Here is a 12,084-nt window from a genome sequence, read left to right on the forward strand (position 1 = left end):
TTGATTCTGAAGAGACGCGGCGCCGCTGATGCCTTCGCCGCCGACCGCGCACGCCTGCTACCACGGGTATCAGGGCAGGGCTGATTCTGGGAGCGGTGCTCAGTGGTGGCGTGGATCAGCCAGGATCCGGGCATACACCGACCGATCAAGATTCGCGCCCGACAATATCACGGCGACGGTTTTCCCCTGTTGGCTGTTGCGCTCTTGCATCAGTGCCGCCAGCGCGGCTGCGCCTGCACCTTCCGCCAGGTTATGGGTATCGGTGTAATACACCAGCATCGCGTGCGCGACCTCTTCGTCGCTGACCGCCAGGAGGCGTGCGGCACCCGCGCTGTAGATCGCCAGCGCTTCGGGGATCGGCTTGCGCACGGCCATGCCGTCGGCGAAGGTTTTGGCGGTAGCGGTTTCTTGCAACTGGCCTGACTCGAATGACAGCTTGGCCGCCGCCGCTTCGCTGGACACCACCCCCACCACCTCGGTCTTCAGCCCCAACGCATCACGCGCCGCGATCACCGCACACACCCCCGAACCACAACCGATAGGCACGTAAACGGTATCCAGGTCAGGGACCGCGTTGAACAGCTCCAGCCCATAGGTAGCCACGCCTCGCACCAGTTCACGGTGGTAGGGCGGTACCAGATACAGGTCCTGTGCCACAGCCAGGCGCGCGGCCTCTTCGCGCGCTTCATCGAAGTCCCGACCACATTCCACCAGCTCGGCACCGAAGCCGCGCATGGCATTGTTCTTTTCCACCGAGTTGCCCCGAGGCACCACGATCAGTGCCCGCAGGCCCAGGGCTCTTGCCGCCAGCGCCAGGCTCTGGCCGTGGTTGCCGCGGGTAGCACTGACCACGCCGCGCACTCGCGGATGCGTGCACTTGAGCCAATGCATGAAGGTAATGCCGCCGCGTACCTTGAAGGCCCCAGTCGGCGTGTGGTTCTCGTGCTTGACCCAGACCATGCAACCCAGACGCTCGGCCAGCAAGGGCCAGGCGTATTGCGCGGTGGCGGGCATCACCTGGTAGACCTGGCGGGCGGCGTCTTCGATATCGTTGCGGGTCAGTCCGTGCATGGGGAGTTCTCTGTGCGGTTTCGTCTACTCTAGGGCGGCGACCCCCAGTGGGGCTTTCAAAAAACTGACCTGATCTTTTGCGCCGACCGCGAGTAAGATGCCGAGCATGACCGCTATCCCTTCATTGCCCGTTTACCCACCAGTGCACCGCGCTGAAGCGGGGCCGTGGGCAATCGAATTGCTGCCAGGCTCGCCCTACGAAGCCCGCTACGTGGCGCCCCAGGCAGCCATCGGCTTTGCCTTCGACAGCCAGCGCGGCGTGCATGCCATCGCCAGCGACCGGGTGCGACCTTTCCACGCGATACCCAATGGCCTGGCCTTGGTGCCCGCGGGGTGCGAGGTGTTTTCCGCCTCGCAACAGGGTGGCGAATACCTGCGAGTGATCCGCACCGATGGCGCGCTATTGCTGGGTGAGCAGGCGTTCAACGATGTGATCGATCAACCAGCGATTGCCTTGGCACAACGCATGCGCGCGGCGTTGCTGCGCGGCTCGCCGGAGGATGACTGGGAGGCCTGGGCGTTGGCACTGTCGGAGCGGGCAGGGGGCGTGCGGCAGCCAATGGCGCCGCGCGGATCGATGACGCGCCAGCGCTTGCAACGGCTTGACGAATTCATCGATGCTCAACTGCAGGGCTCGCTGACCGTGCAGGCCATGTCCGGGCTGCTGGGGTTGTCCGAAGGGTTTTTCATGCGTGCCTTCAAAGCCGCCGTGGGCAAGAGCCCGCACAGCTATGTGATCGACCGCCGGATGGCCCGCGCCCGAGTGTTGTTGCAGGATCCGAGAAGGGGCCTGGCGGATATAGCGCTGGCGTGCGGGTTCGCTTCGCAGGCGCATATGGCGACGGTGTTCAAGCAGCGGCTGGGGGTGAGTCCCAGTCGGTTGCGCTGAGATTTTACTCATCAAGGAACGATAAAACATGCTCATCAGAAACAAACTGGTGCCGGAGCTCATCATCACTGACTTGTCCAGGAGCCTGTATTTCTGGACCGAGCTGCTGGGGTTCACGATCGCCTATGACCGCCCCGAAGAGGGGTTCGCCTATCTGGACCTGCTGGGTGTACAGATCATGCTCGAGGAGCGCCGGCCAGCCGCGCGGCAATGGCTGACGGATGACTTGCTCGCACCCTTCGGTCGTGGCGTCAACTTTCAGATCGAAGTGCCCGATGTCGATGCCATTCTTGAACGTCTTGGCAAGGTGCGTTGGCCGCTGTTCATGGCCTGTGAAGAGAAGTGGTACCGGGCGGGGGAGAGGGAGGTCGGGCAGCGACAGTTTCTGGTCCAGGATCCGGATGGTTACCTGGTGCGGTTAGCGCAGGATCTGGGTGAGCGCGCCTTGTAGCGGGGGGGGCTTTTCGCCGCCGAACGCGCGGCGAAAAGCCTGTTGGTTTACCGCGAAACCGACATCGGCTCGGCGACTTTCAACGCAGCCCGCGCCTTGCCCACCGCCTGTGCATCCACCGCCGGCGCCGCATTGCCCCAGCTGTTACGTACATAGGTCAACACCGCCGCTATATCTCCATCGTTCAACTTCCAGTCGAACGACGGCATGCCGGCTGCCGTGATGTTGCTCTCGGTCGCTACCGCACGACCGCCCTTGAGCACCGTGCTGATCATGTTCGACGCACTTGGAGAACGGATCCCCGAGTTGTTGGCGAACCCGGTGACCATGCCATCGATGCCTTCACCCTGCACGTTGTGGCAGGCCATGCAGTTGGCCTCGTAGATCAGCGCGCCACGCTTCATCAGCGGGTCGCTGGCGGCCACGGCGGTCGGTGCCTTGGCGCCCGAGCCCGGCAGCGACTTGAGGTAGCCGGCGATGGCCGCGAGGTCGGCATCGTTGAGGTACTGGGTGGAATTCTCCACCGCTTCGCCCATGGCACCGGCTGCCACTGCTTGGTGATTGCTGCCGGTTTTCAGGTATTGCTGGACCTGCGCGCTGCTCCAGTTACCCAGGCCCTGATGCGGGTTGCCGGTGATTTCCGGGGCATAGCCGCCCAGCAGCTCTGCACCTTGCAGGTAGGCCGAGGTGTCACCGCCCAAGGCATTTTTGCCAGTGTGGCAGGCGGCGCAATGGCCGGCGCCGTCGACCAGGTAGCGGCCGCGGTTCCACTCGGCCGATTGCCCGGCGTCGGGCACGTACTGGGCGTTCTTGAAGAACAGCAGGTTCCACCCCAGCATGGCCAGGCGGATGTTGTAGGGGAAGCCCAAGGTGTTGGGCTCGGCGGTTTTTTCCACTGGCTTGACCGAGCGGATGTAGGCCCACAGGTCATGCAGGTCGTCGTCGCTCATCTTCACGTAGGCGTTGTAGGGCATGGCCGGGTACAGCAGTTGCCCGTCCTTGCGTTTGCCATGGCGCACGGCGCGGAAGAAGTCCCGCTCGGTCCAGCTGCCGATACCGGTCTTGGTGTCGGGGGTGATGTTGGTCGAGTTGATCACCCCGAACGGCGTCTGCAAGCCATAACCGCCAGCGAATGCCTGGCCGCCAGGCACGCTGTGGCACGCCGCGCAGTCGCCCTGGACCGCCACGTAAACGCCGCGCTTGACCGCCGCGGCATCGGGCGCCGCGCTGTCGGCGGCGATGCGCTGGTTATCGGCGACATCGTCGGCGCTGCTGTTGCCGTTGGCGTACAAGGCCACCCCGACGCCCGCGAGCACCACCACTGCCAACCCTGCGAATATTTGTCGTTTCATCTCGCTGATCCTTATGCCTGTACCAGGGGGCCGGGGTTTTTCAGGTATTGCTCCTTGATCGCTTTGGCGGTCCACAGCGCCAGGGCGCCGATGGTGATCGTCGGGTTGAAGCCGCCGTTGTTAGGAAACGACGAGGCGCCGAGGACAAACACGTTGTGCACGTCCCAGCTCTGCTGGTAGCGGTTCAGGGCGCTGGTCTTCGGATCGGTGCCCATGACCACGCCACCGATGGTGTGCGACGAGTCGTTGGAGCGGAACGGCGTGTAGTGGTCATCGGCGAAGTTGTACGACTCCACATGGGTACCGCCCACCGCGTTGGCGATGTTCAGGCACTGCTTGCGCACGAATTCGCCGGAGCGCTTGTCGTTGAGGTTGTAGTCGAAGGTCATGCGCATCAGCGGGCGACCGAAGTTGTCCTTGTAGGTCGGGTCGAGGTCGAACCAGGCATCTTCGTGGGAATAGCTGGTGCCCTGGCCCTGGACCATCGCCCAGTTCTGATAGCTGTGCTGGAAGGATTTTTTCCAGCCCTTGCCCCAGGTCGGCGCGCCTTTGGGCAGTACGCCGGCCATGCCGATCGGCAGGCCGTTGTTGGACAGCGACTGGATGCCGGCGCCGCCGATGAAGCCCAGGCCGCTGTGGTCGAAGTTGTCGGCGTTGAAGTCGTCGATCTGGATCGCCAGGCAACCGGTGTTGATGAACGGGTTAAGGTGCTCCTTCTCGAACCACAGGTAGGCGTAGGAGAGGGTCTGGAAACTGTAGTTGCGGCCGATCACGCCGGTCTTGCTGCGCGGATCGTACGGCTCACCGATGCCGGACAGCAGCATCAGGCGCACGTTGTCGAGCTGGTAGGCGGCGACGATGACGATGTCCGCTGGCTGCTCGCCGACGATGCCGTCCTTGCCGACGAAGCTGACGCCGGTGGCGGTCTTGCCGTCGGCGGCCTTGTTGATGTGCAGCACTTCGGTCTCGGTCATCACTTCGAAGGTCGGCTGGCGCATCAGGGCCGGCACGACGCAGGCGTTGGGGCTGCTTTTCGACCAGTTGCCGCAACCGAACATCTGGCAGTAGCCGCAATAGGTGCAGGGGCCCATGTGCACGCCCAGGGCGTTGACGTAGGCGCGCGAAATGGTCCCGGCCGGGACGGGGAAGGGGTGGTAGCCCATCTCGGTGGTCTTTTGCGTGAAGATGTCGTTCCAGCGGCTTGGTACCAGCGGCGGCGTCGGGAAGTCGCGGCTGCGCGAGCCTTCGAAGGGGTTGCCGCCGGGGATGACCTTGCCGTTGATCACGCCCGCCTGGCCGCTGGTGCCGGCGATGCGCTCGAAGCGATCGTAGAACGGCTCGAGTTCGTCATAGGTGATGCCCCAATCCTGCACCAGCAGGCCGGGCACCAGTTGCTGCTTGCCGTAACGCTCGACGGTCTTGCTGTAGGGCTGGAAGTCGAACGGGTTGAAGCGCCACGAGGCCGCCGCCCAGTGGGTGCCGGCACCGCCGACGTTGTAGCCGAGGGTCAGGTTGCTCCACTCGCGCACCGGCAGGGCTTCCTGCGAAGCGTTGTTGCGAAAGGTGTAGGTTTCCAGCTTGGGCGGCTGGAGGATTTCCTTGCGGGTCGACCAGCGCAGTTCGTCGGTGTCGATGGCCGGCGGGAAATCAGTGGCGGTGTCGCGCCAGGCGCCGCGTTCGATGGCCACGACCTTGAGGCCGGAGCGAGCCAGTTCTTCAGCGATGACGGAGCCGGACCAGCCGAGCCCGATCACTACTACGTCTGCTTTGGGTCTTGCGTTTGCCATGGGTCAATCCTTGATTGCGCGCAGCCGGGCACGATGGTCGAGTACGTACCGAGTGGCGAAAAATGGGTCCGGCCGGTAGGGGCGGCCGCCAGGTGTGGCTGTCAACAGCGGTGCCGCATCAGCTCGCGTTGTCGAGCAGGCTGATCGGCTCGATGTTCAGCGCCATGCCTTTTTTGTGGACGTAGGGACGGTAGTCGTAGCGCGCGCCGGGGAAGCCGATCAGCTTCCAGCCGACCATGTCCTTGTTGCCGCCGTACATCGGGTCGGCCAGGTAGCCTTCGCGCACGTTTTGCAGCAGCAGGGCGAAAAAATCCGCGGCGGGCGTGCTCGGGAAGCTCAGCTTGCCGTCTTCCAGGGCGTGCAGCAGGGTGTCCTGAGTGTCGCCGTCCAGCGCGCTGAACAGCTTGCCGTGCTGGCTCTGGCAATATGCGGCCAGGTCCTTGAGACCGGCGCGATAGCGTTCGGCAGGGGTCTGCTTGAACTGCGGGCCTTGCTGCGGGGTGCCTGGCTTGTAGGGGCCGAGGCTGTAAGTGCTGGCGGCCTTGCCGAAGTCGCCGGCCAGCTCGCGGTCGATGAAGTCGACGCAACCTGCCTGGCTGGCGCTCATGCCAAGTTCGTCTTCGGGGATCAAGCGGTCGAAGATGGCCGCTACTTCCTTGGCTTCGGCAGCGCTCAGGTAGACCAGTTCACCTTTGCGCGGTGGCTTGGGCAAAGCGTCGGCGTCGGTGCCGATGGGCATCTGCGTGCGGGAACTGATGACACTCGCTCCTGCGGTACTGGCCACGCCCAGTGCAGTCAATTGCACGAGCGAGATCAAGGCGTCTCGTCTATTCATTTAGATATTCCTCAGGTATCACGGTGCGGTGCTTTCTCTGGATATTTCTATAGCAGGCTATTTAGTGCTCTATGAATTACTAGGTTGCTATGTATCCCGGCGTGGATCGAGTTGTGCGGGCGAGCTTTGCTCCTGCAGGTGTCTACCGATCTGGCGTTGTACCGCTGTGGGTGCAAGGCTTGCCCTGAAGAGGCCGGCAAGCCTTGCGACAATCGCTTAGAACTGCGATTGCACTTGCAGGCCCAGCACCAGCGCGTTATCGACTTGACGCACGCCATCCGGGTTCTTGATGTACTGGATGTTCGGCATCACGTTCAGCCACTTGGTCGCCTGGATGCCGTAGTTCAGCTCGGCCTGGTACATCGTGTGCTGCTCGGGTACGTAGCCGGCGTCGTCGTAGCTCAGGCCGCTCTGGTCGTTGGCAGTCTTGGCGTTACGCAGAAACTGCGAGCTGGCGTGCACGCGGGCGATACCGAAACCGAGGGTGTCGGTCGGGCGGGCATCGAACGGGCCTTTGTAGACCAGGCTGGCTTTCTGATAGCTGTCGACCGGCGTGGTGGCCTTGTCCTGAAAGGTGGTGCTGACGGTCAGCACCAGCCCGCGCGAGGTATCGCCACCGACCGAAGTCAGCTGCTGCTTGCCCACCAGCCAGAAACCGTGGCGGCTCGAATCGCTGCGGTAGTCTTCGCCGGTAATCGCCGCCGGACGGTTGTTCGAGTCCTTGTAGACGTCGGTGCCGTTGGCGGTGCTGTGGTAGTAGCCGACACGGTACTCGCCCGGCAGATTGTTGACCTTCGGCATCCACACCAGCTCGACCGGCACCAGGGTGCCCTTGGTGCCCGAGCCGTTGAGCTTGAAGCCGTTGTCGTTGTCCAGGTCGGATGGGTTGATGTTGAACGCGGCGATCTGCAAGTACACATCAGGCGTCACGCGATAGCGCAGGCGCGCGGCCCACTGGCTGATCGGGCCGTTATAGATGCTGTTGACGTAGTTGCCCGGCTGCGAACCGCAGAACGCCAGACCCTGGAACAGGCAGTCTTCGATGGCGAAATCATCGCTGACCGCGAAGCGACCGACCTTGAGGTTGACGACGTCGTCTTCGGTGCCCTTGCTCACCCACAATTCGCTCAAGCGCGTGACCGCGCCGCGTCCCTGGATTTCCTGGGTCGAGCCCATGCCAGTGGCGCGTGGATCGCTGATCTTGTCGCTGATGTTGTGACCGTTACGATTGGTGATGGAGATGCTGGCGTTGGCATTGCTCCAGCCCAGCAGCTTGTTGAGGTCGAGGTCGGCACCGATGTTGAATTGGTCGGCGTAGCGGGTCACGCGGTCGTGGCTATAGCCACCGTGCACGTTGGAGGCCGACTCGCCGGTGTAGCCCAGCTTGATGTCGACGCCCTTGTTCAGCAGGTCGGTGCGCAGACCGCCCCAGTCGCCGGTCATCCACGGCGAGTCGACGGCAAAGGCATCAGCCGCCTGGGCACTGACGCAGAAACTGGAAGCGGCGCATAACGACAAAAACAACGCCATGGCAGAACGTGGGTGCACCAGGGGCAGCAATTGACGAGGCATAGTGATTCATCCCTTTTTGTGTTAGATCCACGGGCGGCAGGTGGCTGCCGCCGTGTCATTTTTTTTGTAATGCAGGTATTGCAACGCGCGCGTTACTGCAAGCTTTACTGCGCAGCGCTTGTGGCGCTCAACTGCCCGGGTAGCTTGAGGTCCTTGCGTACCTTGGCGACGTCGTCTGCGGTCACTGCCGGCGCGGCGTTACCCCAGGTGTTGCGGATATAGGTCAGGGTCGAGGCGACTTGCTGGTCGGACAGCTTCCAGGCAAAGCTCGGCATCGCGCCGCTGGTTGGATTGTCCAGGGTGACCGCACCCCGACCGCCTTGCAGCACGGTGGTGATCAGGCTCGCGGCACTGGCCGATTGCAGGGACGGATTGTTGTTCAAGCCGGCCGCCAATTGGTTGATGCCCTTGCCGTCGCTGTTGTGGCACGCCGAGCAGTTGGCCGAGTAGACGTTCGCCCCTTGCTTCATGGCACTTTCGGTTGCCGTCAAAGGTGCTGGCTTGGTCGCCGAGGAGCCGGGCAGGGTCTGCAGATACGCGGCGATGGCCTGCAGGTCCTGATCGGTCATGTGCTGGGTGGAGTTGGTCACCGCTTCAGCCATCGGCCCGGAAGCGACGGCAATGTCGTTGCTGCCAGTCTTCAGGTACTGGACGATCTGCGCCGGTGTCCAGGCACCGATGCCCACATAACGGTTGCTGGTGATTTCCGGTGCATGCCAGCCGGCCAGGTCGCCGCCTTGCAGGAAGGCGCCGCTCTTGTCGCCACCCAGAAAGTTCTTCGCGGTATGGCACGCCGCGCAGTGGCCAAGGCCCTGCACCAGGTAGGCACCACGGTTGATCTGCTCGTTGGCGCCGGCCACCGGCACGAAGGGGCTCTTGTCGAAGAACAGCAGGTTCCAGCCCATCATCATCAGGCGGATGTTGAACGGGAAGGGCAGCTGGTTGGAAACCACCTTGTTGTCGACGGCAGGCACGGTCTGCATATAGGCCCAGAGGTCATGCATGTCAGCGTCACTGACTTTCACGTAGGCGTTGTACGGCATGGCCGGGTAGAGGTTTTCGCCGTCCTTGCCCTTGCCTTCACGCACGGCGCGAGTGAATTGCTCTTCGGTCCAGGCACCGATACCGGTGGTCTTGTCCGAGGTGATGTTGCTGGCCAGCAGTTGGCCGAACGGTGTTTCCAGGGCGTAACCACCGGCGAACGGTTTGCCTTGGTGCGGATCGGTGTGGCATGCGGCGCAGTCGCCCGCGATCGCGACGTAGCGACCACGGATCACCGCCGGGTCTTCCTTGGCGCTGTTGGGCTGGGCCTTGATGCCCTGAGCGTCGCCGCTCTGCTGGCCAGGCTGGACGATACCGTCGGCGGCATCGGCCATGCCCAGCGCGCCGTACAGGCCCAGCGCGCTGCCCATGGACAGCACGGCGACGGCGGCGAGGGTCATGCGAAAACGGGGCTTCATGCTGGCATCTCCACCAGAGGGCCGCGTTTGGCCAGGTACTGATCGATAATGGCCTTGGCCGTCCACAGGCTCAGGGCGCCGATGGTGGAGGTCGGGTTGTAGCCGGCGTTGTTGGGGAACGACGAAGCGCCGAGCACGAACACGTTGTGCACGTCCCAGCTTTGCTGGAAGCGGTTGAGCACGCTGGTGTTCGGATCGGTGCCCATGACCGCGCCACCGATGGTGTGGTCACTGGCTGGCAGGTACGGGCCGTAGTTGATGGCCGCCGAGTCGAAGCCATTGACGATCTTGGCGCCCATGGCCTTGCCGATTTCGACGGCTTTGTCTTCGGTAAATTTCGCCATGCGGCGATCGTTTTCGTTGTAGTCGAAGGTCACGCGGATCAGTGGATCGCCGTGGGCGTCCTTGTACTCCGGGTCCAGGTCCAGGTAGCACTCGTCGTGGGAGAAGCTGGTGCCCTGATTGAAGATGAAGGTGCCGTTCTGAAAGGCGTGCTTGTAGGCCTTTTTCCACTCGCTGCCCCAGCGCGGGGTGCCTGGCGGTACCGCGTCGGCGTTGCCGATCGGGCGTGCGCCACGGGCGACCACGAGGATCCCGGCGCCGCCGATGAAGCCCTTGCCGGTGTGGTCGAAGTTGTCACCGTTGTAGTCGTCAACCTGCACCGAGAGGGCGCCGGCACCGATGTACTGGTTGAGCTGCTCGTCTTCGAAAAACAGGTTGGCGCCCGACACGGTCTGGAAGCTGTAAGCACGACCGACCACGCCGCTGCGGGTTTCGGGGTTGTACGGTTTGCCAATCTTGGAGAGCAACAGCAGACGCACGTTCTGCATCTGGAAGGCCGAGAAGATGACGATGTCGGCCGGCTGTTCCCATTCTTTCTGGTTGCGGTCCAGGTAGGTCACGCCGGTGGCAGTCTTGCCGTCTTCGGCGAGATTGGCGCGCAGTACAGCGGACTCGGTCAGCACGGTGAAGTTGCTGCGCTGCATCAGCGCCGGGATCACGCAGGCATTGGGGCTCGACTTGGAGAAGTTGCCGCAGCCGTAGTACAGGCAGTAACCGCAGTAAGTGCACGGGCCCATGCGCACGCCCAACGGGTTGGTATAGGCCTGGGAGGCCTGGCCGGCTGGAACCATGAAGGGGTGCAGGCCAAGCTTGTTGGAGCCTTCTGTGAACAGATCGGTCAGGCGCGTGGTGGCCAGTGGCGGCAGCGGGAACTCGCTCTTGCGGTCGCCTTCGAAGATGTTGCCGCCTTCGATCTGCTTGCCGTTGAGCACGCCGGCCTTGCCGGATACACCGGCGATTTTCTCGAAGCGATCATAGAAGGGTTCGAGGTCGTCATAAGTGACGCCCCAGTCCTGCACGATCAGGCCTTCGGTCAGTTGCTTTTTGCCGTAGCGCTTGAGGGTGTAGCTGTAGGGCTCGAAGTCGAATGGCAAAAAGCGCCAGGCCATGCCGGCCCAGTGAGTGCCCGAGCCGCCGACGTTGTAACCGAGCTCGTTGAGGCTCCAGTCGCGGGTGGGCAGGGCGGTTTGCGAACGGTTGTTGCGAAAGGTGGTGGTTTCGATGGCGGGCGGCAGCAGCATGCTGCGGCGCGTGTCCCAGCGCAATTCGTCGGTGTCGACCGACGGCGGGAAATCGGTGGAGGTTTCGAACCACGGGCCGCGTTCTATCGCTACCACGTTGAGTCCGGCACGGGTCAGTTCTTCTGCGATCAAAGAACCACACCAGCCGAGGCCGACGATTACCGCGTCAGCTTTTGGGCGTACATTCGCCATGAACAATACCTCATCAATACTTCGTCAATCACAGGCAAGACGGCAGGTGTCGGGGAGACCGCACTGCTCACATAATTTTTCCGCGCTACGCCTGTCACACAGGGGGCGGCGCGCCTCCGAGGTCGGTCAGAGGGTGTTGTCGATCAAGCTGGTAGGGATGATCTGCAGCTTCTGGCCTTTCTTGCCGATCAGGTCGCGGAAGTCGTAGCGCGCGCCTGGGAAACCGAGCATTTTCCAGCTGGCCATGTCCTTGTTGCCGCCGTAGATCGGGTCGGCCAGAAAGCCTTCACGGACATTGGCGAGGATCTGTTCGAACAGCTCTTTGGTCTCGACGTCGTCGCCCAGCGCCAGGGTGCCGTTCTCCATGCTGCGCAGCAGATCGTCCTGCTGGGTGCCGTCCAGTTGCACGAAGGTTTTCTTGAAGGCTTGCTGACAATGGCTGTCGATCGCGGCCAGGCCTTTGCGCCAGCGCTCGGCCGGGGTGTAGGGCGATTGGGTGCCTTGCTCGGGGGTGCCTTTGACGAATTTGCCGAGGCGGTACAACGTGGCGCCGCGGCCATAGTCACCGGCCAGTTGGCGGTCGATGAAGGTGGCGCAGCCTGCTTCCTTGCCGCTGATACTGAGGTCATCGGCCGGGATCAGACGTTCGGCCAAGGCGCCGGCGGTCTCGAACTCGGCTTGGGTGAAATACGCCAGGCCACCCTGACGGGGGGCGGCCAGCGCCGGAACGTTGGCTTTGCCAGGTTCCCAGGGCTGGCCACCGGTGACCACTTCGGCGCGCGCAGCCGGTAGGGTGGACGCGGCGGCCAGTGCCAACGCCGATGAAAGAAAATCTCTGCGCTGCATGATGAATCCTGTTTGGGGGGAGGAAGTAGCGATCGACGCGCAGGCC

The 12,084-nt window shown here is 63.1% G+C and carries 10 protein-coding genes; 2 read left to right on the top strand and 8 right to left on the bottom strand.

The genetic code is table 11. The annotated features are described in order from the left end of the window. Positions 1–99: 99 nt before the first annotated feature. Positions 100–1,071: a threonine dehydratase gene (locus tag REH34_RS27470; RefSeq protein WP_311969925.1), complete on the bottom strand. Its 972-nt coding sequence runs from the start codon at positions 1,069–1,071 to the stop codon at positions 100–102. A gap of 106 nt (positions 1,072–1,177) precedes the next feature. Here REH34_RS27470 and REH34_RS27475 point away from each other — a divergent pair, with 106 nt between their 5' ends. Then, positions 1,178–1,960, top strand: coding sequence for a helix-turn-helix transcriptional regulator (locus REH34_RS27475; protein ID WP_311969926.1), 783 nt, complete (start codon positions 1,178–1,180; stop codon positions 1,958–1,960). A gap of 28 nt (positions 1,961–1,988) precedes the next feature. Further along, on the top strand, positions 1,989–2,411 hold the full coding sequence (locus REH34_RS27480; protein WP_311969927.1) for a VOC family protein: 423 nt from the start codon (positions 1,989–1,991) through the stop codon (positions 2,409–2,411). Between the two features lie 47 nt (positions 2,412–2,458). On the opposite strand, the gene REH34_RS27485 is transcribed toward REH34_RS27480, so the two are convergent. The 7 genes from REH34_RS27485 to REH34_RS27515 all read right to left on the bottom strand — a co-directional run bounded on the left by REH34_RS27485 (position 2,459) and on the right by REH34_RS27515 (position 12,038). Then, positions 2,459–3,763 (bottom strand): cytochrome c, encoded by a 1,305-nt coding sequence (locus REH34_RS27485; RefSeq protein WP_311969928.1) that lies wholly within the window; start codon positions 3,761–3,763, stop codon positions 2,459–2,461. Positions 3,764–3,774: 11 nt separating this feature from the next. Then, the gene (locus REH34_RS27490) at positions 3,775–5,550 is read right to left on the bottom strand and encodes a GMC family oxidoreductase (RefSeq protein ID WP_226502242.1); all 1,776 of its coding nucleotides are present in this window, start codon (positions 5,548–5,550) and stop codon (positions 3,775–3,777) included. A 118-nt stretch (positions 5,551–5,668) separates the two neighbouring features. Then, positions 5,669–6,385 carry a gluconate 2-dehydrogenase subunit 3 family protein gene (locus REH34_RS27495; RefSeq protein WP_226502243.1) on the bottom strand — a complete coding sequence of 239 codons (717 nt, stop codon included), beginning with the start codon at positions 6,383–6,385 and terminating at the stop codon, positions 5,669–5,671. Positions 6,386–6,601: 216 nt separating this feature from the next. Next, positions 6,602–7,957, bottom strand: a complete 1,356-nt coding sequence (locus tag REH34_RS27500) for a carbohydrate porin (RefSeq protein ID WP_226502244.1) — start codon at positions 7,955–7,957, stop codon at positions 6,602–6,604. 104 nt (positions 7,958–8,061) lie between these two features. Beyond that, positions 8,062–9,417, bottom strand: a complete 1,356-nt coding sequence (locus REH34_RS27505) for a cytochrome c (RefSeq protein WP_226502245.1) — start codon at positions 9,415–9,417, stop codon at positions 8,062–8,064. Further along, a complete protein-coding gene (locus REH34_RS27510) occupies positions 9,414–11,192 on the bottom strand; it encodes a GMC family oxidoreductase (protein WP_226502246.1) in 1,779 nt (592 codons plus the stop codon). The genes REH34_RS27505 and REH34_RS27510 overlap by 4 nt, the downstream gene beginning before the upstream one ends. A 126-nt stretch (positions 11,193–11,318) precedes the next feature. After that, the gene (locus tag REH34_RS27515; protein ID WP_311969929.1) at positions 11,319–12,038 is read right to left on the bottom strand and encodes a gluconate 2-dehydrogenase subunit 3 family protein; all 720 of its coding nucleotides are present in this window, start codon (positions 12,036–12,038) and stop codon (positions 11,319–11,321) included. Between the last annotated feature and the right edge of the window lie 46 nt (positions 12,039–12,084).

Origin of the sequence: Pseudomonas baltica (assembly GCF_031880315.1) — a bacterium.
GTDB lineage: Bacteria > Pseudomonadota > Gammaproteobacteria > Pseudomonadales > Pseudomonadaceae > Aquipseudomonas.

Excerpts from the sequence above, each read along its gene's own strand:
- REH34_RS27470 (WP_311969925.1), bottom strand. The coding sequence starts at position 1,071 with ATGCACGGACTGACCCGCAACGATATCGAAGACGCCGCCCGCCAGGTC.
- REH34_RS27475 (WP_311969926.1), top strand. The coding sequence starts at position 1,178 with ATGACCGCTATCCCTTCATTGCCCGTTTACCCACCAGTGCACCGCGCT.
- REH34_RS27480 (WP_311969927.1), top strand. The coding sequence starts at position 1,989 with ATGCTCATCAGAAACAAACTGGTGCCGGAGCTCATCATCACTGACTTG.
- REH34_RS27485 (WP_311969928.1), bottom strand. The coding sequence starts at position 3,763 with ATGAAACGACAAATATTCGCAGGGTTGGCAGTGGTGGTGCTCGCGGGC.
- REH34_RS27490 (WP_226502242.1), bottom strand. The coding sequence starts at position 5,550 with ATGGCAAACGCAAGACCCAAAGCAGACGTAGTAGTGATCGGGCTCGGC.
- REH34_RS27495 (WP_226502243.1), bottom strand. The coding sequence starts at position 6,385 with ATGAATAGACGAGACGCCTTGATCTCGCTCGTGCAATTGACTGCACTG.
- REH34_RS27500 (WP_226502244.1), bottom strand. The coding sequence starts at position 7,957 with ATGCCTCGTCAATTGCTGCCCCTGGTGCACCCACGTTCTGCCATGGCG.
- REH34_RS27505 (WP_226502245.1), bottom strand. The coding sequence starts at position 9,417 with ATGAAGCCCCGTTTTCGCATGACCCTCGCCGCCGTCGCCGTGCTGTCC.
- REH34_RS27510 (WP_226502246.1), bottom strand. The coding sequence starts at position 11,192 with ATGGCGAATGTACGCCCAAAAGCTGACGCGGTAATCGTCGGCCTCGGC.
- REH34_RS27515 (WP_311969929.1), bottom strand. The coding sequence starts at position 12,038 with ATGCAGCGCAGAGATTTTCTTTCATCGGCGTTGGCACTGGCCGCCGCG.